The organism is Enterobacter sp. C3_dUdeg (assembly GCF_057536195.1).
In genome coordinates, this window is the sequence record NZ_BAAKFX010000001.1 from 1,301,433 (window position 1) to 1,320,930 (window position 19,498).

A 19,498-nucleotide genomic window follows, 5' to 3' on the forward strand; every position below is an offset into this window, starting at 1 on the left:
AAGCATGACATCAATCACAAAAAATGAGAAGTTAACAAAATGGCAAAAGATTTTTGCCAGAGAAGTAACAATCCGGGGAGTCGGGAGGGAGAAGGCTCTCCCTCCGCGTAAATCAGTGCAGCGCAGCCGTCAGACCGGCCGCAACAATCAGAGCCAGCACAACAACGGTGGTGAACAGCGAAAACTTAAGATCGGAACTCATCAATTTTTCTCCTTTTAATCCCCACACGAAAAGTGAGCTTGCTCATTTTTGCACAGATTACGTTAAAAATCTTCCTGGATTTATACTGATAACCACTTTACCTCTTCCCCTTTTCATCAAGATAGGACAAAATTCCACGCTAAATTTATTAGCGTACCGGCCATTGACCCCCTCCTGACGTCCCGTGTCGTTTTCCCGGCGTGCCGCAATTCAAGATTGCGAGATAAGGGTGAGAGAAGGCAAACGTTTACCTTCAAGTTTTTCAGGAGCTTAGGATATGGTCTGGAGTGACATTTAATGGCAACAATTAAAGACGTAGCAAAACGCGCAAACGTTTCCACTACAACCGTATCACATGTAATTAACAAAACCCGCTTTGTGGCGGAAGAGACGCGCAACGCCGTCTGGGCAGCGATCAAAGAGCTGCACTATTCGCCAAGTGCGGTTGCGCGTAGCCTCAAGGTTAATCACACCAAATCCATTGGATTGCTGGCGACCAGCAGTGAAGCGGCCTATTTTGCCGAGATCATTGAAGCGGTCGAAAAGAACTGCTTCCAGAAAGGCTATACCCTGATTCTGGGCAACGCGTGGAACAGCATTGAAAAACAGCGTGCCTACCTGTCGATGATGGCGCAAAAGCGCGTTGATGGCCTGCTGGTGATGTGTTCCGAGTACCCGGAATCCGTGCTGTCGATGCTGGAAGAGTATCGCCATATTCCGATGGTGGTGATGGACTGGGGCGAAGCGCGCGCAGACTTTACCGATTCCGTTATCGATAACGCCTTTGAAGGCGGCTATATGGCCGGTCGTTATCTGATCGAACGCGGCCACCGCGAGATTGGCGTGATCCCCGGTCCGCTGGAGCGCAACACCGGCGCGGGCCGTCTGGCCGGTTTTATGAAAGCGATGGAAGAAGCGTTGATCAACGTGCCGGAAAACTGGATTGTGCAGGGTGACTTTGAGCCGGAATCGGGCTACCGCGCGATGCAGCAGATCGTCTCCCAGCCGCACCGTCCGACCGCCGTGTTCTGCGGGGGCGACATTATGGCCATGGGCGCGCTATGCGCTGCCGACGAGCTGGGCCTGCGCGTACCGCAGGATATTTCCGTGATCGGGTATGACAACGTGCGTAACGCGCGTTTCTTCACCCCGGCGCTGACCACCATTCACCAGCCGAAAGATTCGCTGGGCGAAACGGCCTTCAACATGCTGATGGACAGGATCGTCAACAAACGCGAAGAGTCGCAGTCTATTGAAGTTCACCCGCGTCTTATCGAACGCCGTTCCGTTGCGGACGGTCCGTTCCGCGACTACCGTCGTTAATCGCTTTACGGGGCCAGCTATGCTGGCTCCCGTAACCATTCCCGGTTCAGCGTTTCGCTGTCTCCCAGATAATCCAGCAGCCAGGCCATCGCAGGCGAGACGTCATTTTGCTGCCATGTGAGGCAGCAGGCCGCATCCGGGAACGGATTCTCCAGCGTCAGCTCAACCCACTCTCCGGTATCGATGCGCGGACGCGCGAAATGAACGGGCACCATCGCGACGCACAGCCCGGCGCTGAGGCACGTCGCCGACGATTCCCAGTCAGGGGCCACCACCCGCCGCTGGTTGTCCAGAAGCCAGGTGATACGCTTGGGCAATGAACGGGACGTATCCTCCAGCACCAGCGACGGCCAGTTGCGCAGCGTGTCATCGCTGAGCGGCCCTTCCATCGCCGCCAGCGGATGGTCGCTTGCCACCACGCATTTCCAGCTCAGCATCCCCATATCGCGAAAAGCGTAACGTCCCCCGACCGGGATCGCCTGCGTAGCCCCAATCGCCATCTCTGCCCTGCCGTCCGCCAGCGCATCCCAGACGCCGTTGAACACCTCCTGCGAGACCCGCAGCTCGACGTCAGAGAAATGACGGTAGAAATCGACGATCATCTGCCGGGTGCGTTCCGGCTTAACGATGTTATCCACCGCGATGGAAAGATGCCCCCGCCAGCCGTTAGCGATCTGCTGACACTGTTCGCGGGTGATCTGCATTTTTTTGATAACAGAACGCCCTTCCTTCAAAAACCACGCGCCTGCGGGCGTTAATTCCACATCACGATGCCGCCGTTCAAACAGCGGAACCGCCAGCCACTCCTCCAGTTGGCGCACCGTGTAGCTTATTGCCGAAGGGACGCGGTGCAGCTCCTGCGCCGCACCGCTGAAGCTGCCGTTACGTGCAACAGCATCGACCACTTCAAGAGAATAATCTGACCACATTTTCTGCCTGCAAATTTTTTGAATGCACCCGCCAAATATTAGCGTTTCACAAGCGGCTTTGCACTCCCTACACTCAGCGCCAATGTATACCTGCCTCCTCAGGAGAATAAAATAATGCAACCCAGGAACGGTTTTTTAGCCTGGCTCGGCGGCTTAAGCGTGCTGGGCTTTTTGGCCACCGATATGTACCTGCCGGCGTTTGCCGCCATGCAGGAAGATTTGCAAACCCCGGCTGCCGCCATCAGCGCCAGCCTGAGCTTATTCCTCGCCGGCTTTGCCTTCGCACAGCTGCTCTGGGGACCGCTCTCGGATCGCTTTGGTCGTAAACCGGTGCTGTTGCTGGGCCTGGCCATTTTTGCCGTGGGCTGCCTGGGGATGTTATGGGTACGCGATGCCACCTGGCTGCTGGTGCTGCGTTTTATTCAGGCCGTGGGCGTCTGTGCCGCGGCAGTGACCTGGCAGGCGCTGGTCACCGACTACTATCCGGCTAACCGCACAAACCGTATTTTCGCTACCATTATGCCGCTGGTGGGCCTCTCACCTGCCCTCGCTCCCCTGCTGGGCAGCTGGATCCTCGCGCATTTCGACTGGCAGGCCATTTTCGCCACGCTGTTTGCCATTACCCTGGTATTGATGCTGCCGGCGTTCGCCCTTAAGCCAGCGCATAAAAAAGAAGCGCATGCAGACGCGAAGCCGATTACCTTCACTTCCCTGCTCAGCGCCAAAGCCTATCGCGGGAATGTCCTGATCTATGCAGCCTGCTCGGCAAGCTTCTTCGCGTGGCTCACCGGCTCGCCGTTCATTCTGCACGATATGGGTTACAGCCCGGCAGCCATCGGCCTGAGCTATGTTCCGCAGACCATCGCATTCCTGGTAGGCGGGTACGGCTGTCGCGCGGCGCTGCAAAAGTGGGAAGGTCAGCAGATGCTGCCGTGGCTGCTGGTGCTGTATGCGCTGAGCGTTATCGGGACCTGGGCCGTTGGCTTTATTCCGGGTGCCGGTCTGGCCGAAATTTTGATCCCCTTCTGCGTGATGGCCGTCGCGAACGGGGCGATTTACCCTATCGTTGTAGCCCAGGCGCTGCGTCCCTTCCCGCAGGCAACAGGCCGCGCCGCCGCGCTGCAGAATACCCTGCAGCTGGGGCTGTGCTTCCTGGCAAGCCTGGTTGTATCGGCGCTGATTGCCACGCCGCTCCTGACCACCACCAGCGTGATGCTGGTGACCGTTGCGCTGGCGGTGTTGGGCTATCGCATGCAGGCCTCCGCGCAGCGTGCGCAGGAAAAGAGTGCTCAGGTTGAAACGTCACATGCCTGATTGCGCCAGAAATCATGTTAATTTTCAGTGATTAGGTTGCTAAGAATTTTCTATTGAATCACCAAATTTTGAGGCCTATACTAAATTTGGTTCGATTAAATACGATAAATATTAAGTGTTAACGGGAGCCGGAGTGCTCCCGTTTTACCATGGAAGGCATTTCGGCAAGGGTTATCTCCCTTCCTCTGTTCTACGTCGGATATTAGCCTCGCGGTATTTACCGTGAGATTTCTCACAAACCAAAAAAAGCGTCTACGCTGTTTTAAGGTTCTGATCACAGTAGGGTGATGGAGAAGCTATGAGTTCATCGTGTATAGAAGAAGTCAGCGTTCCGGACGATAACTGGTCCCGGATCGTCAGTGAACTGTTAGGTCGAGCAGGCATCACTATCAATGGATCATCGCCATCCGATCCTCAGGTTAAACATCCCGACTTTTTTAAACGCGTGCTGCGAGAGGGATCGTTAGGCCTGGGAGAAAGCTACATGGACGGCTGGTGGGAGTGCGAACGTCTGGATACCTTTTTCGCCAGCGTGCTGCGTGCCGGTCTTGAAAATCAACTCCCTCGCAATCTGAAAGACACCCTGCGCGTCGCCTCTGCCCGACTGTTCAATCTGCAAAGTAAAAAACGCGCGTGGATCGTTGGTAAAGAACACTACGATCTTGGCAACGACCTGTTCAGCCGTATGCTGGACCCTTTCATGCAGTACTCCTGCGCCTACTGGAAAGAGGCGTCGACGCTTGAAGAGGCCCAGCAGGCCAAGCTGCGTCTGATTAGCGAGAAGCTGCAGCTCCAGCCCGGAATGCGCGTGCTGGATATCGGCTGCGGCTGGGGTGGGCTGGCGTATTTTATGGCGAAGCACTATGGCGTCAGCGTCGTCGGCGTCACGATTTCAGCGGAACAGCAAAAAATGGCGCGGGAACGCTGCCAGGGCCTCGATGTGGATATCCGGCTGCAGGATTACCGTGATCTTAACGAACAGTTTGACCGGATCGTTTCCGTCGGCATGTTCGAGCACGTCGGGCCGAAAAACTACGCTACCTATTTTGAGGTGGTGGATCGGAATCTGAAACCGGACGGTATCTTCCTGCTGCACACCATCGGCTCTAAGCGGACCGACAATAACGTCGACCCGTGGATCAACAAATACATCTTTCCGAATGGCTGTTTACCGTCCGTCCGCCAGATTGCCAACGCCAGTGAACCCCATTTCGTGATGGAAGACTGGCATAACTTTGGCGCGGATTACGACACCACGTTGATGGCCTGGCATGCGCGTTTTCAGGAGACCTGGCCAGAAATTGCGGACAACTATTCTGAACGATTCAGGCGGATGTTTAGCTATTATCTGAATGCCTGCGCGGGGGCGTTTCGCGCACGGGATATTCAGCTCTGGCAGGTGGTATTCAGCCGTGGGATTGAACACGGATTACGTGTCGCACGCTAAAAAATAACCCCGGATACCCGGGGTTATTTTTTTATTCTTCTTCTGCGGCGGTCTTTATTATTGCCGCTTCTTTTGCTGCCAGCACGCGTTCAACCGTATCCACCACCGCCTGGGTTTGCGGATCGATTTCAATATTCACGCGATGCCCCAGTTTTTTGGCGCCCAGCGTGGTGCGCTGCAGCGTTTCAGGAATTAAATGCACGCAAAAACGCGTTGGCGTTACTTCACCCACCGTCAGGCTAATCCCGTCAATGCCAATAAATCCTTTATAGAGGATGTATTTCATTAATGAAGGATCCTGCATTTTAAACCAGATTTGACGGTTATTTTCCGAGGTCACGATTTTTGCCACTTCAGCGGTGGTCATGATGTGACCGGACATCAGGTGGCCGCCAATCTCATCGCTGAACTTCGCTGCCCGCTCAACGTTGACGGTATCTCCCACCGCCAGCTCGCCAAGGTTGGTGATGCGCAGCGTCTCTTTCATTAAATCAAAGCTAATCTGGTTGCCGTTAATTTCGGTAACGGTCAGGCAGCAGCCGTTATGGGCAATCGACGCGCCGGTTTCAATACCCTCAAGCATATATTCCGGCAGCTCAACAACATGAGTACGGAAATTAGGTTTTTCATCAATGGACACCACTTTGGCGGTGCCCTGCACAATACCAGTAAACATGCTTACAACTCCTGTTTTTTCCGGACGGTGGTGACACCGTTTAATCCCACCACAATAACAGTTGGAAAAAGAGGTTGCCAGCGGAGCGCATTTTCTGGCGATTTTTTCACTAGATAAATAGCTAAAGCCCGCTACAATAGCTGGCACCCCCCTGCATTTTCTTCTTGCTGCCCGTTTCGGCGGCTTTTTTAGTCTCTCAAATAACAACAAAATAAAGGTGTTCACGTGCAGAAGTACATGAATGAAGCGCGCCAGCTATTGGCACTGGCTATACCAGTGATCGTCGCGCAAGTGGCCCAGACCGCAATGGGATTTGTGGATACGGTAATGGCAGGTGGCTATAGCGCCACCGATATGGCGGCCGTTGCTATCGGCACGTCAATCTGGCTTCCGGCCATCCTGTTCGGCCACGGTCTGCTGCTCGCGCTCACGCCGGTTATCGCTCAGCTCAATGGCTCGGGTCGTCGCGAGCGCATTGCCCATCAGGTTCGTCAGGGTTTCTGGCTGGCAGGGCTTGTTTCCGTGCTGATCATGGTCGTGCTCTGGAACGCGGGCCACATCATTCGCGCTATGCATAACATTGACCCGGCACTGGCTGATAAAGCCGTGGGCTATCTGCGCGCCCTGCTCTGGGGTGCGCCCGGCTACCTCTTTTTCCAGGTGGCGCGTAACCAGTGTGAGGGCCTGGCGAAAACCAAGCCCGGGATGGTGATGGGCTTTATCGGCCTGCTGGTCAACATTCCGGTGAACTATATCTTTATTTACGGTCACTTCGGGATGCCGGAGCTGGGCGGCGTCGGCTGCGGCGTGGCGACGGCAGCCGTTTACTGGGTGATGTTTTTCGCGATGATCACCTATGTAAAACGCGCCCGTTCCATGCGCGATATTCGCAACGAGAACAGATTTAGCACGCCCGACTGGAACATCATGACGCGTCTGGTGCAGTTAGGTTTGCCGATTGCCCTCGCCCTGTTCTTTGAGGTGACCCTGTTTGCCGTGGTCGCCCTGCTGGTCTCCCCGCTGGGCATTGTGAACGTGGCCGGACACCAGATTGCGCTGAACTTCAGCTCCCTGATGTTCGTCCTGCCGATGTCGCTGGCGGCGGCGGTGACGATCCGCGTCGGCTTCCGCCTGGGCCAGGGCTCAACGCTGGATGCGCAAACGGCCGCCCGGACCGGGCTGGGCGTCGGCGTCTGCATGGCTGTCTGTACGGCGCTCTTTACCGTTGCATTACGCGAGCAGATTGCCCTGCTCTATAACGACAACCCGGAAGTGGTCACGCTGGCATCGCACCTGATGCTGCTGGCCGCGATTTACCAGATCTCTGACTCCATCCAGGTGATTGGCAGCGGCGTGCTGCGCGGATATAAAGACACGCGTTCCATCTTCTTTATCACCTTCATCGCCTACTGGGTGCTGGGTCTGCCGTGTGGCTATATCCTGGCGCTTACCGATCTGGTGGTGGATCGCATGGGACCGGCGGGGTTCTGGATGGGCTTTATCATCGGCCTGACGTCGGCGGCGATTATGATGATGATGCGAATGCGCTTCCTGCAGCGCCAGCCATCAACGGTCATTTTGCAACGCGCGGCACGTTAACGACGCGGTAGCCGCCGCCCGGCGGCTACTTTCTCTTCACTTTGCGCGGTAATGAAGCAATCGCGTGAAATCAGAGAGAAAAATGCATTTTCCCTCTTGCCACCTCGGTGCTGTGCCGCTAATATTCGTCCCCGTTGTCGCCGACAACACGTTGCGTTCATAGCTCAGTTGGTTAGAGCACCACCTTGACATGGTGGGGGTCGTTGGTTCGAGTCCAATTGAACGCACCATTCTGCGTCCGTAGCTCAGTTGGTTAGAGCACCACCTTGACATGGTGGGGGTCGGTGGTTCGAGTCCACTCGGACGCACCATTTCAGTCCTGAAATGGTGCAAATCCTCTTCTGATATCCTGAATTTTCCTAATCCCTTATTTTCATCATTGTTCTCCTGCTACGCTTTTCTTATGGAAAAAAAACAGGAAGACCGTCGATGAAGAAAATCGCGATTATCGGCTCCGGCCCCACAGGGATTTATACTTTTTATCATCTCCTTAAAAACAGTAAGCCGCTCTCCGTTTCCGTTTTCGAACAGGCCGATGAAGCTGGCGTGGGTATGCCCTATAACGACGACGATAACTCCCGGCTGATGCTGGCGAACATTGCGAGCATTGAAATCCCGCCCATTTTTATGACCTACCTCGACTGGCTGAAGGATCAGAGCGAAGCTCATCTGGCGCGCTTTAAGGTCGATACAACCCGCCTGCATGACCGGCAGTTCCTGCCCCGGCTTCTGCTGGGCGAGTATTTTCGCGACAGCTTTCGTTCAATCGTGAAAGAGGCCAGAAAGCTGGGGTTTCAGGTTGATGTCCATGAATCCGCCCGGGTCACCGATATCGTGCCCACGAAAGAAGGGGTCACGCTTTCCGTCAACGACAGCGCCTTTCCTGAACGCTTCGACCTTGCGGTTATCGCCACCGGCCACGTCTGGCCAGACGAGGACGAAGCCACGCGCACGTTCTTCCCAAGCCCCTGGTCCGGTCTGATGGATGCCAGTATTCCTCCCTGCCGCATCGGTATCATGGGGACATCGTTAAGCGGTCTCGACGCGGCCATGGCGGTAGTGATGCAGCACGGTGAATTTCGTGATGATAAATTCGTGCTGGATAAAGGCAGCGACGCGTTGAAGATTGTCCTGATGTCCCGAACGGGTATTCTGCCGGAAGCCGATTTTTACTGCCCTATTCCTTATGAACCGCTGTCGGTCTTAACCGAATTTGTGGTTGAAAACGAGATCGCCAAAGGATCGAATGGCCTGCTCGACCGTATATTTACCCTGATGGTGAAAGAGCTTCAGCTCGCTGACCCGACGTGGTGTGAGAAAATATCCCTGCATAAGCAGAATGCGGACAGCATTCGTGAGGCCTGGTTTGAGGATCGTAAACGGCATGGCCCGTTTACCTGGGCGGAAGAGAATCTCAACGAGGTGGAGCGGAACAAACGCGAGCGGCGCACCGTAGCCTGGCGCTATACCGTGCTTCGGCTGCATGAAGTGGTTCAGGAGATTGTTCCCCACCTCAGCGAACGGGACAGAGAGCGCTTTAAGCAAGGCCTCGCCCGCGTATTCATCGACAACTATGCGGCCATTCCTCCGCAGTCTATCCGCAGGCTGCTCGCGCTTCGCGAAGCCGGCATCATCAGCGTGGCGACGCTCGGTGACGATTACACGCTGGACGTTGGCAGCGATCGAACGGTAATCACCACACAAGAGACCGTTTACCGTTTCGACGTGTTTATTGATGCGCGCGGGCAAAAGCCGCTCAAAACGAAAGATCTGCCCTTTCCGACGCTGCGCAAACAGCTGGAAGCCACGGGTGAAGAGATACCGGACGTCGGTGAGGATTACACCTTAAATGCGCCTGACGCCGTTCGCGGGCGCATTGCCTTCGGCGCGATACCGTGGCTGATGCACGATCGTCCCTTCGTTCAGGGGCTGGCGGAGTGTGCAGAGATTGCACAAGCAATGGCGAAGGCGGCGGAAAAACCCGCGTCGGGATCGCGGCGCAGATTACCGTATATTGAGAACTGACAGGGCTTCCATGCCCTGCTGTCGCGGATTACTCGAAGAAGACTTCCGGGTTTTCAGACAGCGAAACGAAGGTTTTCGTCGCTTTATCCAGGGCAAGAATTTTGCCGCTTTCAATGTCGTACACCCAGCCGTGCAGTCGGATGGAGTTATTACGCAGGCCCACCGCGACGGACGGGTGGGTCTTAATGTTGCTCAGCTGCGCAAACACGTTCTCCTGCACCATCGCATTGACTTTATCGATCGGCTTATCCCAGGTTTTCTTCTCTACCACGGCTTTCGCCGCGTCAGAATAGCGCAGCCAGTGTGACACAGCAGGCATCGGCTCCAGGTTCGCGTTATCGGCAATCGCCTTCATCGCGCCACAGTTGGAGTGACCGCAAATCACGATATCCGTGACGCCCAGCGCCACCACGGCGTATTCGATGGTTGCAGACACGCCGCCAGGCTCCGGCCCGAACGGCGGCACGATGTTGCCAGCATTACGAATGACAAAGAGTTGTCCTGGCTCTTGCTGGGTGACCAGTTCCGGAACCAGACGGCTGTCGGAGCATGAGATGAACAGCGCTTTGGGATTCTGGCTGGACGCTAAACTGCGGAAGAGTTCTTTACGTTGCGGGAAAATCTCTTTTTGAAAGCTGAGAAAACCTTCAATGATATGTTGCATAGCAATGTCTCTTTTATCTGTTTTAGTTTAGGCATGATCGAGATCACACTCGTAAAGTTTACCCATCGTGGTTTACTTCAGACAAGCAATATATTTCTGGCCCGACCGCTGAACAATCTCGTCCGCGAAGGCCGGGATGTTCTGCCCTTCAAACGCGCCGTAAAGACGTTCGAAGGTTTTGCCTTCGAGATGATTCACCACCGACGCCACGGCGCGGGCCGGCAGCGGAAGATAATTCGGGTAGCTCCACATAAACGAGACGGCGTCTTTACCCGGCGTGACCTGCAGAATATCGCCCACCAGCAATACCCCACCCCCCTCCTGCCAGTGCAGCACCGTTCCACCGGCAAAATGCCCGCCCAGACGCAGCAAGGTGACCGACGGGAAAATCTCCAGCGTATCCCCCTCCCAGAAATGAATGGCCGGGCTGTCGCGCATGACCCACTCTCTGTCGCTGGCGTGCAGGTAAACCGGCGCATTAAACGCCGCAGCCCACTCCTGCATCGTGGTGTAATAGTGCGGATGTGAAATAGCAATCGCGCTGATGCCGCCGAGGGCGGTAATGAGCGCTTTGGTTGCGGGGTCGAGGTTGGCGATGCAGTCCCAGAGGATATTGCCGTGGGCCGTTTGCAGGAGCAGCGCCCGCTGGTTGATCGCAAACGCAGGCACCGTTTTGATCCCGAACAGCCGCGGCTCCAGCTGCTGCCATTTGTTGGTATGGGTGGCGGTGACGGTGTCGAAATCGGTCCATGCCTGGCCCGTGGCGGGCACGTACTGGCGTTCATCCTCGCAAATCGGGCATCTGTCCGGCCGGGCATCGTAGGCGGTTCCACAGGTTTTACAGAGTATAATCATGTGCTCTCCTCAGCGATAAAGCACTGAGTATGGCAGGGATTATCCTTATGTGCTGCGAGGTACATTGCTGGCTTTTTTTGCCCTATACTGTGCCAGTATCAAAAACTGAACAGAGCAGGTGCCACATGGAAATTGATCTCGATAACTTAGTCTTTAGCGGTCTGGATGAAGCCGAAGAGCGTAATGCCGAACGTCTGGACGATGCAGACAAAAAAGCGCAGGCGATTGTCGGCGACGACGACTGCGGCGACGCCTGCAAAATCTAATAAAAAAGCACCGGAAAACCGGTGCTTTTTTATTTCACTCGTTAAACGTCACGCACACCTCGTTCCAGTACGTTTCGCGCGTGCGGCGCAGTTCAGCGTGACGTTTTATCATGGAACCACTCCGGGTCAATGTTGGCAACGTCGACGCCATACAGGCTGGCGACAGGCAGGATTGACTCAAGAACACGTTGCGCGCTGTTCTCCGCATTCACTGGTCGGGTCGCAAAAAACCGCCGTAACGTGCTGATCCACTTTTTCATCGTCTTACCCTCTCTCGCCGTGTCTGATCTCAGTTAAGCACTCCAATGCCGCGCGGGGGAAATACCAAAATCCACTGTCGATGTGCAGGATTTGCAAATAGCATCCCGTTCTTTTCACTCTTCATTAACACGTTGTTCACTAATGCTTTTTTGCTCATAGCAAAGAACGATTTCTTATTTGTCGATAGCTTTCGCTTATGGGAGCGTAGCGGGGTAAAACAAAAACAACGGGATGGCGAATGACTATGGCAGCAAATATGAAAGGGTTTACCAAAGGGACACTGGTTCTGGGATTACTGGCGGCGGGGAGCCTGCTTTCAGCGCAGGCACAGGCCGATCAGCTGGCGGATATTAAGGCCGCAGGGGTGGTGAAAGTGGCCACGTTTGACGCCAACCCGCCGTTTGGCTCTATTGATGCCAAAACGCACGAGATCGTGGGTTATGACGTGGACTTCGCCAAAGCGCTGGCAAAATCGCTCGGCGTGAAGCTTGAACTGGTTGCCACCAATCCGGCTAACCGTATTCCGCTGCTGCAGTCCGGAAAAGCAGATCTGATCGTGGCGGATATAACCATCACCCCGGAACGCGCGCAGGTGATTGATTTCTCAACGCCTTACTTTGTCACCGGCCAGCAGTTCCTGGTGCCGGCTAAATCACCGGACAAGCTTGATGACTACAGCCGGGCGCGTATTGGCGCGGTCAAAGGAACGACGGGCGAGCAGGCGCTGCACCAGCGTTTCCCGCAGTCACGCGTGCTCTCTTATGACGATATTCCGCTGGCGCTGACGGCGCTGCGCAACGGTAACGTACAGGCCATCACCCAGGACAGCACCATTCTGGCCGGTCTGCTGGCGCAGGCGCCGGATAAAGCGAACTTTAAAATCCTGCCCGATCTGCTCAGCAAAGAAGAGATTGGCGTTGGGGTGAAGAAAGGTGAAACGGCGCTGCTGAAGGCCGTTAACGACGAGCTGATTAATCTCGAGAAGAACGGTCAGGCAGCAAAAATCTACGATGTCTGGTTTGGCCCAAACACGCCTTCCCCACAGCCTCGCGCCTTTAAAATAGAAGCCAGATAATTATGCTCTCAGGTTTATTTTCACACTCCGCGGCCGGTGCCGCGGATTTTTCACATCTGGAACAGGCCAGCGTCGAGTTTCGTCATGTGGACAAACGCTACGGTGACCATGAGGTTTTAAACGACATTAACCTCACCATAACGCCCGGTGAAGTGGTCGCCATCCTCGGCCCTTCGGGTTCCGGTAAATCCACCCTGATTCGTCTCATCAACCAGCTTGAAACCCTGAGCGGCGGAGAGATTCTGGTCGACAACAAGCCTACCGCAAAGCTCTCCGGTAGCGGACTGCGCCAGCTGCGCAGCCGCGTGGGGTTTGTGTTCCAGCAGTTCAATCTTTACGCCCACCTCACTGCCAGCCAGAACATTACCCTGGCGCTGGAGCACGTTCACGGCTGGAAGCCGCAGCCCGCACGTGAGCGCGCGCTGGCCCTGCTGGAGAAGGTCGGGATGCTGGAAAAAGCCCACCATTTCCCGACGGAGCTTTCCGGTGGACAGCAGCAGCGCGTCGCGATTGCCCGCGCCCTGGCCTCTTCACCGCAAATCATTCTGTTTGATGAACCCACCTCTGCGCTGGATCCGGAGATGATTGGTGAAGTGCTGTACGTGATGAAAGCCCTCGCCCACAGCGGGATCACGATGATCGTGGTGACCCACGAGATGCAGTTTGCCCGGGAAATTGCCGACCGGATTGTCTTTATCGACGGCGGGCAAATTCTGGAAACGGCGCCGCCGGCACAATTTTTCAGCCAGCCGTCGCATCCGCGCGCGCAGCGGTTCCTGCAGAAGGTGCTCAACCCGCTGCATCAGGAGCATCTGTAATGCCCGCGCTCGACTGGCAGGGGGTACTGACCGGACAGCCTCTGCAGTGGATACTCTCCGGATTCCTCACCACCCTGTGGGTCACGCTTGCCGGGATGCTGCTGGCCAGCCTGCTCGCACTGCTCTTTATGCTCCTGCGCCTTTCCGGCGGACGCCCCGGGAACGCGGTCGTCAGCAGCTGGGTATCGCTGTTTCGCAATACGCCGCTGCTGGTGCAGCTGCTGTTCTGGTATTTTGCCGCCTGGAACGGACTACCGCAGGCGTTTCGCGACGCGGTGAACGCGGATCACAGCTGGTCAATTCTGCCCGGCGACGTCTGGTGGTTTACGCCCGAATTTTTATGTTCTGCCTGGGGGTTGGGCGTCTTTACCTCGGCGTTTTTAATCGAAGAGGTGGAATCGGGGTTACGTTCCGTGCCTGCCGGACAGCGGGAGGCGGCGCTCGCGCAGGGATTCTCCGCGTGGCGTCTGTTTCGTTACATCCTTCTGCCGCAGGGCCTGGCCAACGCCTGGCAGCCGGTCGTGGGCCAGTACCTAAATCTGATGAAGCTCTCCTCGCTCGCGAGCGGGATTGGCTTTGCCGAGCTGACCTATCAGGTCAGGCAGATCGAGAGCTATAACGCGCACGCGCTGGAGGCGTTTACCCTCGGTACCGCGCTCTATCTGCTGACCGGCCTGGTCATGGGGCTGGTGCTGGTTCGCATCGGGCCTGACGCGAAACGTAAACGCCCAGGCGTCGCCACCACAGGGAGTGAAAAACATGATTGCCGGACTTAACGTCATCACCGATAACCTCGACTATCTGCTGTGGGGACGCGCGGCGACGGGTGAACCGGGGGGCGTATTGCTGTCGTTGATGATGGCGGCCGGGGCCGCCGTCATCGCCCTGCCCGGTGGGATAGTGCTCGCGTGTCTGGCCTGGCGCTTTACCGGGCTCGTGCGAAAGGCCCTCTTTTTATGGGCAGAGCTGATCCGCGGCATCCCGCTCATCTTCGTGATTTTCTGGATGTGGTATCTCCTGCCGCTTATGACCGGGGGCGATCTGCCGGGAGCGCTGACCGTCACGCTGGCTCTGGCCTGGTTTACCGCGGCAACAGTGATGCACTCGGTGCTGGCCGGGCTTAACGCGCTACCGTCAGGACAATATGAGGCTGCACTGTCACAGGGATTCAGCACGCAGCAAACCCTCCTGCGCGTGCTGCTGCCGCAGGCGCTGAGGAATATTCTGCCGTCGCTGGTGGGGATTTTTATCAGCCTGCTGAAGGATACGTCGCTGGCGTTTATCGTGAACGTACCGGAACTGACCACGGTGGCGGGACAGGTCAACAACCGGGTGCAAATCTACCCGGCGGCCATTTTTATCTTTACGGGCGTGGTCTACTACCTGCTCTGCTGCTCGCTCGAACAGCTTGCGAAGCGCTGGCGCATTACCCGGCCAGCGCTTTAACCACCGTTTCCATCGCTTCGGTTGTCAATTCACTGCGCTTAACGCGCTGGTTCGCCAGCGCGGTACGCAGGACTCCGGCAATGACAATATGCTTTGGCTCCTGCCCTAAATCACGCATCTCAAGCACCACCTTCCCGACCACCCGGCACATCTCCTGGTACAGCGCTTCATCTTTGGTCACGTTACCCATCGTCATCACTCCATTGCCTTTTAAACGTTGAGCTTAAATGATTCTCCTGCCGGATACAAAAAAGAAGCCCGGCGAGAGACTCGCCGGGCTTCATCTGTAAAATCAGTAAATTAGTTGTTTACTGGGATGACCGCGCCTTTGTACTTGGTGCGGATCCAGTCCTGAATCTCTTTCGAGTGCAGCACGTTCACCAGCGCAACGATATCTTTCTTCTTCTCGTCGCCGCGATGCACGGTAATGATGTTGGCGTACGGGTTATTTTCACCGCTCTCTACCGCAATCGGGTCGTGAACCGGATCCAGACCCGCGTCAATTGCGTAGTTGGCGTTAATCACCACCGCATCGCCTTCGTTGTTGTTGTACATCTGCGGCAGCAGAGAAGCTTCCACGTTCGGCGTGAACTTCAGCTTTTTCGGGTTCTCAACGATGTCGCTGATGCGCGCGGTCACTTTATCGATGCCCGGCTTCAGCTTGATCACGCCCTCTTTCTCGAAGATGGAGAGAATACGCCCCTCTTCAGAAACCGCGTCACGCATGATGATCTTGCCGCCTTCCGGCAGGTCTTTCAGCGACTTGTATTTTTTGGAGTAGATGCCGATTGGCTCAATGTGGATCGCGCCCGCACTGACGAAATCGTAGTCTTTATCGCCCGCATGATCCTTAAGCACGCTGTTCAGGTAAGGAATGTGCTGGAAATAGTTCGCGTCGATGTCATGACCCGCCAGCGCGGTGTTCGGCAGAATGTAGTCCTGGAACGGTTTGATCTCCAGGTCGATACCCTGCTTCGCCAGAATTGGCTTAGCCTGCTCCAGAATTTCGGCGTGCGGCGTGTTGGATGCGCCCACGGTCAGGGTGTCAGCCCAGGAAGCGAAGCTCAGGGCGCTCAGGGTTGCGGCGGCGATCAGTGTCAGTGTTTTTTTCATGATGTGGTTCCTGTGTGTATTTATTAGCGTTTATCTAACAGTGAAGTAATGACATCGCCGCAGAACTGGATAATGAAAACGATGATCAGAATGGTCACCGTTGCCACCAGCGTGACGTCACCATGGTTGCGCTGGAATCCTTCCAGATAAGCCAGATTTCCCAAACCACCGGCGCCAATCACCCCCGCCATTGCGCTGTAGCTCACCAGCGCAATGAGCGTCACCGTAATACCCGATACCAGTGCGGGTGATGATTCCGGCAGTAAAACCCGAAACACTAACGTGCTCAGTCGTGCGCCCATCGAGCGCGTTGCTTCGATGACGCCTTTATCCACTTCACGCAGGGCGATCTCCACCAGGCGTGCGTAGAACGGTGCAGCGCCCACAATCAGCGCCGGCAGCGCCGCGTTGGCGCCAAGAATGGTGCCGACGACGGTCTTGGTGAACGGGATCAGCAGGACAATCAAAATGATGAACGGAATAGAGCGGAACACGTTCACCACAATCGAAATCACGCTGTAGACCGTGCGGTTGTGGAACAGCCCGCCGCGCGCGGTTAAAAACAGCGCCAGCCCCAGCACGATGCCCAGCACAAAGGTCGCCACGCCGGACAGCGCGGTCATGTACAGCGTCTCAAGCGTCGCCGCCCAGAGCTGATCCCACTTGAGATGCGGAAAGAGATTCTCAGCCATGTTTAATCACCTCGCCTTCAATATCGCTGTGCTGCAGGTCGGCGAGGATATTGTTCAGTTGTTCATCGGATGCCACGACATGTACCCAGAGCTGACCAAACACCCCGTGGGCGGTTTGCGTCATTTTCCCGTGCAGGATGTTAAACGGCAGGCCGTAGCGCAGGGTCAGTTCACCCACGATCGGCTTATGGGTGCTGTGCCCGGTAAAGGTCAGCCTGATGACCGTGCCTTCCAGATCGTTTGCCAGTTCGGTATTGAAGGTTTCTTCCTCAGCGTACTGGCTCACCTGGCGGACAAACTGCTGCGTAATCGGCTGCTGCGGATGGGTAAAGACGCTCAGCACGTCGCCCTCTTCCACCACTTTACCGTTCTCCATCACCGCCACGCGGTCGCAGATTTTGCGGACTACGTGCATCTCGTGGGTGATCAGCACGATGGTCAGCCTGAAGCGGCGGTTAATATCCAGCAGCAGATCGAGGATCTGATCGGTGGTCTGCGGGTCGAGCGCCGAGGTGGCTTCATCGCAGAGCAGCACGTCAGGGCTGTTAGCCAAAGCGCGCGCAATACCCACGCGCTGCTTTTGCCCGCCGCTCAGCTGGGACGGGTACGCATTCTCGCGCCCCTTCAGGCCGACCAGATCCACCAGCTCGGCGACGCGCGCCTTGATGCTGGCTTTTGGCACACCGGCGATTTGCATCGAGAAAGCGATATTCTCGCTCACCGTGCGCGACCACAGCAGGTTGAAGTGCTGGAATACCATGCTGATTTTCAGGCGCGCCTGGCGCAACGCTTCACCCTTTGCCGCAGAGATATCCTGTCCGTTAATGGTCACGCTTCCGGCGCTGGGTTTTTCCAGACCGTTCAGCAGACGAATCAGCGTGCTTTTCCCGGCTCCGCTGTAGCCAATAATTCCGTAAATCTGTCCCTGTTCTATCGTCAAATTGACGTTATCAACGGCAGTCAGCGCGACCTTTCCGTTGTCAAAAACCTTCGAAATATTCCTGAGTACGATCATTCTTATTCTTTATCCGTTTCGCGCATGGCTGTTTAGCAGTATGGATGTCCAAACGATAGTAAACAGGCGTTATCAGCTTTCAAATGAACAAAAAAGAATTTGTTATAACTTTCGGAAATAAACAGCGGATTTACAGGGTGGGAAGCATTTAGATCAATTTCAGCAATGATTATCTGCCGGATGCATATCTGCTGGCAGATGCCCGCTAAAAACGCTCATTTTTTCAGCATTTCCTGCCGATATAGCCATCCTCACATCCAGACAACTTTACGTCTTGCTGTCCTGACATCCAAAAATGGCATTTATATTCTTTTCTGTTCTAAAGAGCAGTGAATGGTTCTTTATTGCGAAAATTTCGCCGCTCTATCATCCCGTCATGACATCCAGAAAGGAAAACATCATGACGATTTACCATTCCGTCACCGAACTGATTGGCCGTACCCCGCTTATCCAGCTGCACAAGCTTGATACCGGTCCCTGCTCGCTGTTCCTGAAGCTGGAAAACCAGAATCCGGGCGGCTCTATTAAGGATCGCGTTGCGCTGTCGATGATTAACGAAGCGGAGCGTACCGGCCAGCTGCAGCCGGGCGGCACGATTATTGAGGCGACGGCGGGGAATACCGGTCTCGGCCTGGCCCTGATTGCCGCCCAGAAAGGCTACTCGCTGATCCTGGTGGTGCCGGACAAAATGAGCCGCGAGAAGATTTTCCACCTGCGCGCGCTGGGTGCCCAGGTGGTGCTGACCCGCTCCGACGTTAACAAGGGACACCCTGCCTACTACCAGGATTACGCCCAGCGCCTGGCCAACGAGCTGCCCGGCGCGTTTTACATCGACCAGTTCAATAACGAGGCCAACCCGCTGGCGCACCGCACCACCACGGCACCGGAACTGTACGAGCAGCTTGACGGGCGGATCGACGCCATCGTGGTGGGCGTCGGCTCAGGCGGTACGCTGGGCGGCCTGCAGGCGTGGTTCGCCGAGCACTCTCCGCACACGGAGTTTGTCCTGGCAGACCCGGCAGGATCGGTTCTGGCCGACCAGGTGGAAACCGGACGCTACCACGACGCGGGCTCCTGGCTGGTTGAGGGTATTGGCGAAGACTTTATTCCGCCGCTGGCCCACATTGAAGGGGTGAATCGCGCCTGGCGCATCACCGACCGCGAGGCCTTCACCACCGCGCGCGACCTGCTGAAAACGGAAGGCATTCTGGCGGGCTCTTCCAGCGGCACGCTGCTGGCGGCCGCGCTGAAATATTGCCAGGCGCAGACCACATCGAAGCGCGTGGTGACCTTCGCCTGCGACAGCGGCAATAAGTATCTCTCGAAGATGTTCAACGATGACTGGATGCGTCAGCAAGGGCTCATCACGCGCCCTCAGGCCGGCGATCTCTCTGACTACATCGCCCTGCGCCACGATGAAGGCGCCACCGTTACCGCCGCCCCGGACGACACGCTTTCCACCGTACTGGCACGCATGCGCCTGTATGACATCTCCCAGCTGCCGGTGCTGGAGAACGGCAAGGTGGTGGGCATTATCGACGAGTGGGATCTCCTGCGGCATATCGGCGGCGACGGCGACCGCTTCGCGCTTCCGGTGACGGCAGCCATGACGCGTCAGGTGGAGTTTCTTGATAAACACGCCCCGGAAAGCGCCCTGAACGCCATCTTCGACCGCGGTCTGGTGGCCGTCATTAATGACAACGACCGTTTTCTCGGTCTGATTACGCGCAGCGACGTTCTGACCGCCTGGCGCAACCGTCTTCAGCAATAAAGGAATC

Annotated in this window: 21 protein-coding genes and 2 tRNA genes; 13 read left to right on the plus strand and 10 right to left on the minus strand. The window is 56.1% G+C overall.

The window, feature by feature from the left end; all coding sequences use genetic code 11:
* Window positions 1-112: 112 nt before the first annotated feature.
* Window positions 113-202 (minus strand): cytochrome bd-I oxidase subunit CydH, encoded by a 90-nt coding sequence (gene cydH, locus AC27FC_RS06115; RefSeq protein WP_008500596.1) that lies wholly within the window; start codon window positions 200-202, stop codon window positions 113-115.
* A 297-nt stretch (window positions 203-499) separates the two neighbouring features.
* Here cydH and purR point away from each other — a divergent pair, with 297 nt between their 5' ends.
* Complete coding sequence (gene purR, locus AC27FC_RS06120) at window positions 500-1,525, plus strand: HTH-type transcriptional repressor PurR (protein WP_023335431.1); 1,026 nt, start codon at window positions 500-502, stop codon at window positions 1,523-1,525.
* Between the two features lie 17 nt (window positions 1,526-1,542).
* Here the strand turns inward: purR and punR are convergent, their stop codons facing one another.
* Window positions 1,543-2,454 carry a DNA-binding transcriptional activator PunR gene (gene punR / locus AC27FC_RS06125; protein ID WP_023311350.1) on the minus strand — a complete coding sequence of 304 codons (912 nt, stop codon included), beginning with the start codon at window positions 2,452-2,454 and terminating at the stop codon, window positions 1,543-1,545.
* Window positions 2,455-2,568: 114 nt separating this feature from the next.
* Between punR and punC the strand changes: the two genes are divergently transcribed.
* Entirely contained in the window at window positions 2,569-3,768 is a 1,200-nt protein-coding gene (punC, locus tag AC27FC_RS06130; protein ID WP_094935192.1) for a purine nucleoside transporter PunC, read from the plus strand.
* 298 nt (window positions 3,769-4,066) lie between these two features.
* Window positions 4,067-5,215 carry a cyclopropane fatty acyl phospholipid synthase gene (cfa, locus tag AC27FC_RS06135; protein WP_023335428.1) on the plus strand — a complete coding sequence of 383 codons (1,149 nt, stop codon included), beginning with the start codon at window positions 4,067-4,069 and terminating at the stop codon, window positions 5,213-5,215.
* Between the two features lie 31 nt (window positions 5,216-5,246).
* Here the strand turns inward: cfa and AC27FC_RS06140 are convergent, their stop codons facing one another.
* Window positions 5,247-5,891, minus strand: a complete 645-nt coding sequence (locus AC27FC_RS06140; protein ID WP_023311347.1) for a riboflavin synthase — start codon at window positions 5,889-5,891, stop codon at window positions 5,247-5,249.
* Between the two features lie 225 nt (window positions 5,892-6,116).
* Between AC27FC_RS06140 and mdtK the strand changes: the two genes are divergently transcribed.
* The 4 genes from mdtK (at window position 6,117) to AC27FC_RS06160 (ending at window position 9,515) form a co-directional block, all read left to right on the plus strand.
* Window positions 6,117-7,490 carry an MdtK family multidrug efflux MATE transporter gene (mdtK, locus tag AC27FC_RS06145; protein WP_094935190.1) on the plus strand — a complete coding sequence of 458 codons (1,374 nt, stop codon included), beginning with the start codon at window positions 6,117-6,119 and terminating at the stop codon, window positions 7,488-7,490.
* A gap of 153 nt (window positions 7,491-7,643) precedes the next feature.
* Window positions 7,644-7,720: transfer RNA gene (locus AC27FC_RS06150), tRNA-Val, on the plus strand.
* Between the two features lie 4 nt (window positions 7,721-7,724).
* Window positions 7,725-7,801: transfer RNA gene (locus tag AC27FC_RS06155), tRNA-Val, on the plus strand.
* Window positions 7,802-7,919: 118 nt separating this feature from the next.
* Window positions 7,920-9,515 (plus strand): FAD-NAD(P)-binding protein, encoded by a 1,596-nt coding sequence (locus tag AC27FC_RS06160; RefSeq protein ID WP_487159852.1) that lies wholly within the window; start codon window positions 7,920-7,922, stop codon window positions 9,513-9,515.
* Window positions 9,516-9,543: 28 nt separating this feature from the next.
* Here AC27FC_RS06160 and AC27FC_RS06165 read toward each other — a convergent pair whose 3' ends face one another.
* Both AC27FC_RS06165 and AC27FC_RS06170 read right to left on the minus strand, forming a co-directional pair.
* On the minus strand, window positions 9,544-10,179 hold the full coding sequence (locus AC27FC_RS06165; RefSeq protein ID WP_023311344.1) for a carbonic anhydrase: 636 nt from the start codon (window positions 10,177-10,179) through the stop codon (window positions 9,544-9,546).
* 72 nt (window positions 10,180-10,251) lie between these two features.
* Window positions 10,252-11,034, minus strand: a complete 783-nt coding sequence (locus AC27FC_RS06170; protein ID WP_487159853.1) for an MBL fold metallo-hydrolase — start codon at window positions 11,032-11,034, stop codon at window positions 10,252-10,254.
* Between the two features lie 125 nt (window positions 11,035-11,159).
* Between AC27FC_RS06170 and AC27FC_RS06175 the strand changes: the two genes are divergently transcribed.
* Complete coding sequence (locus AC27FC_RS06175; protein WP_094935187.1) at window positions 11,160-11,300, plus strand: hypothetical protein; 141 nt, start codon at window positions 11,160-11,162, stop codon at window positions 11,298-11,300.
* 92 nt (window positions 11,301-11,392) lie between these two features.
* Here AC27FC_RS06175 and AC27FC_RS06180 read toward each other — a convergent pair whose 3' ends face one another.
* On the minus strand, window positions 11,393-11,560 hold the full coding sequence (locus AC27FC_RS06180; RefSeq protein ID WP_014831607.1) for a hypothetical protein: 168 nt from the start codon (window positions 11,558-11,560) through the stop codon (window positions 11,393-11,395).
* A 245-nt stretch (window positions 11,561-11,805) separates the two neighbouring features.
* On the opposite strand from AC27FC_RS06180, the gene AC27FC_RS06185 reads away from it, so the two are divergent.
* Genes AC27FC_RS06185 through AC27FC_RS06200 form a run of 4 tightly spaced genes read left to right on the plus strand, consistent with a single transcriptional unit; the run spans window position 11,806 to window position 14,900 of the window.
* Complete coding sequence (locus AC27FC_RS06185; RefSeq protein ID WP_094935186.1) at window positions 11,806-12,636, plus strand: ABC transporter substrate-binding protein; 831 nt, start codon at window positions 11,806-11,808, stop codon at window positions 12,634-12,636.
* A gap of 2 nt (window positions 12,637-12,638) precedes the next feature.
* Complete coding sequence (locus AC27FC_RS06190) at window positions 12,639-13,454, plus strand: amino acid ABC transporter ATP-binding protein (RefSeq protein WP_094935185.1); 816 nt, start codon at window positions 12,639-12,641, stop codon at window positions 13,452-13,454.
* Window positions 13,454-14,230 carry an amino acid ABC transporter permease gene (locus AC27FC_RS06195; RefSeq protein ID WP_039262345.1) on the plus strand — a complete coding sequence of 259 codons (777 nt, stop codon included), beginning with the start codon at window positions 13,454-13,456 and terminating at the stop codon, window positions 14,228-14,230. Before AC27FC_RS06190 ends, AC27FC_RS06195 begins: the two co-directional genes overlap by 1 nt.
* Window positions 14,214-14,900, plus strand: a complete 687-nt coding sequence (locus AC27FC_RS06200) for an amino acid ABC transporter permease (protein ID WP_032657777.1) — start codon at window positions 14,214-14,216, stop codon at window positions 14,898-14,900. The genes AC27FC_RS06195 and AC27FC_RS06200 overlap by 17 nt, the downstream gene beginning before the upstream one ends.
* On the opposite strand, the gene fumD is transcribed toward AC27FC_RS06200, so the two are convergent.
* The 4 genes from fumD to AC27FC_RS06220 form a co-directional block, all read right to left on the minus strand.
* Window positions 14,881-15,090, minus strand: a complete 210-nt coding sequence (gene fumD, locus AC27FC_RS06205) for a fumarate hydratase FumD (RefSeq protein ID WP_008500615.1) — start codon at window positions 15,088-15,090, stop codon at window positions 14,881-14,883. The two genes, AC27FC_RS06200 and fumD, sit on opposite strands and share 20 nt — an antisense overlap.
* 110 nt (window positions 15,091-15,200) lie before the next feature.
* Window positions 15,201-16,013: a MetQ/NlpA family ABC transporter substrate-binding protein gene (locus AC27FC_RS06210; protein ID WP_008500616.1), complete on the minus strand. Its 813-nt coding sequence runs from the start codon at window positions 16,011-16,013 to the stop codon at window positions 15,201-15,203.
* Window positions 16,014-16,036: 23 nt separating this feature from the next.
* Complete coding sequence (locus AC27FC_RS06215) at window positions 16,037-16,705, minus strand: methionine ABC transporter permease (RefSeq protein ID WP_008500617.1); 669 nt, start codon at window positions 16,703-16,705, stop codon at window positions 16,037-16,039.
* Entirely contained in the window at window positions 16,698-17,720 is a 1,023-nt protein-coding gene (locus AC27FC_RS06220; protein WP_048977436.1) for a methionine ABC transporter ATP-binding protein, read from the minus strand. The genes AC27FC_RS06215 and AC27FC_RS06220 overlap by 8 nt, the downstream gene beginning before the upstream one ends.
* A 400-nt stretch (window positions 17,721-18,120) precedes the next feature.
* Between AC27FC_RS06220 and AC27FC_RS06225 the strand changes: the two genes are divergently transcribed.
* The gene (locus AC27FC_RS06225; RefSeq protein ID WP_094935184.1) at window positions 18,121-19,491 is read left to right on the plus strand and encodes a pyridoxal-phosphate dependent enzyme; all 1,371 of its coding nucleotides are present in this window, start codon (window positions 18,121-18,123) and stop codon (window positions 19,489-19,491) included.
* Window positions 19,492-19,498: the final 7 nt, after the last annotated feature.

What these genes read in the sequence shown, in the direction of transcription:
- cydH (WP_008500596.1), bottom strand. Translation starts at nt 202, where the DNA reads ATGAGTTCCGATCTTAAGTTTTCGCTGTTCACCACCGTTGTTGTGCTG.
- purR (WP_023335431.1), top strand. Translation starts at nt 500, where the DNA reads ATGGCAACAATTAAAGACGTAGCAAAACGCGCAAACGTTTCCACTACA.
- punR (WP_023311350.1), bottom strand. Translation starts at nt 2,454, where the DNA reads ATGTGGTCAGATTATTCTCTTGAAGTGGTCGATGCTGTTGCACGTAAC.
- punC (WP_094935192.1), top strand. Translation starts at nt 2,569, where the DNA reads ATGCAACCCAGGAACGGTTTTTTAGCCTGGCTCGGCGGCTTAAGCGTG.
- cfa (WP_023335428.1), top strand. Translation starts at nt 4,067, where the DNA reads ATGAGTTCATCGTGTATAGAAGAAGTCAGCGTTCCGGACGATAACTGG.
- AC27FC_RS06140 (WP_023311347.1), bottom strand. Translation starts at nt 5,891, where the DNA reads ATGTTTACTGGTATTGTGCAGGGCACCGCCAAAGTGGTGTCCATTGAT.
- AC27FC_RS06160 (WP_487159852.1), top strand. Translation starts at nt 7,920, where the DNA reads ATGAAGAAAATCGCGATTATCGGCTCCGGCCCCACAGGGATTTATACT.
- AC27FC_RS06165 (WP_023311344.1), bottom strand. Translation starts at nt 10,179, where the DNA reads ATGCAACATATCATTGAAGGTTTTCTCAGCTTTCAAAAAGAGATTTTC.
- AC27FC_RS06170 (WP_487159853.1), bottom strand. Translation starts at nt 11,034, where the DNA reads ATGATTATACTCTGTAAAACCTGTGGAACCGCCTACGATGCCCGGCCG.
- AC27FC_RS06175 (WP_094935187.1), top strand. Translation starts at nt 11,160, where the DNA reads ATGGAAATTGATCTCGATAACTTAGTCTTTAGCGGTCTGGATGAAGCC.
- AC27FC_RS06180 (WP_014831607.1), bottom strand. Translation starts at nt 11,560, where the DNA reads ATGAAAAAGTGGATCAGCACGTTACGGCGGTTTTTTGCGACCCGACCA.
- AC27FC_RS06185 (WP_094935186.1), top strand. Translation starts at nt 11,806, where the DNA reads ATGGCAGCAAATATGAAAGGGTTTACCAAAGGGACACTGGTTCTGGGA.
- AC27FC_RS06190 (WP_094935185.1), top strand. Translation starts at nt 12,639, where the DNA reads ATGCTCTCAGGTTTATTTTCACACTCCGCGGCCGGTGCCGCGGATTTT.
- AC27FC_RS06195 (WP_039262345.1), top strand. Translation starts at nt 13,454, where the DNA reads ATGCCCGCGCTCGACTGGCAGGGGGTACTGACCGGACAGCCTCTGCAG.
- AC27FC_RS06200 (WP_032657777.1), top strand. Translation starts at nt 14,214, where the DNA reads ATGATTGCCGGACTTAACGTCATCACCGATAACCTCGACTATCTGCTG.
- fumD (WP_008500615.1), bottom strand. Translation starts at nt 15,090, where the DNA reads ATGGGTAACGTGACCAAAGATGAAGCGCTGTACCAGGAGATGTGCCGG.
- AC27FC_RS06210 (WP_008500616.1), bottom strand. Translation starts at nt 16,013, where the DNA reads ATGAAAAAAACACTGACACTGATCGCCGCCGCAACCCTGAGCGCCCTG.
- AC27FC_RS06215 (WP_008500617.1), bottom strand. Translation starts at nt 16,705, where the DNA reads ATGGCTGAGAATCTCTTTCCGCATCTCAAGTGGGATCAGCTCTGGGCG.
- AC27FC_RS06220 (WP_048977436.1), bottom strand. Translation starts at nt 17,720, where the DNA reads ATGATCGTACTCAGGAATATTTCGAAGGTTTTTGACAACGGAAAGGTC.
- AC27FC_RS06225 (WP_094935184.1), top strand. Translation starts at nt 18,121, where the DNA reads ATGACGATTTACCATTCCGTCACCGAACTGATTGGCCGTACCCCGCTT.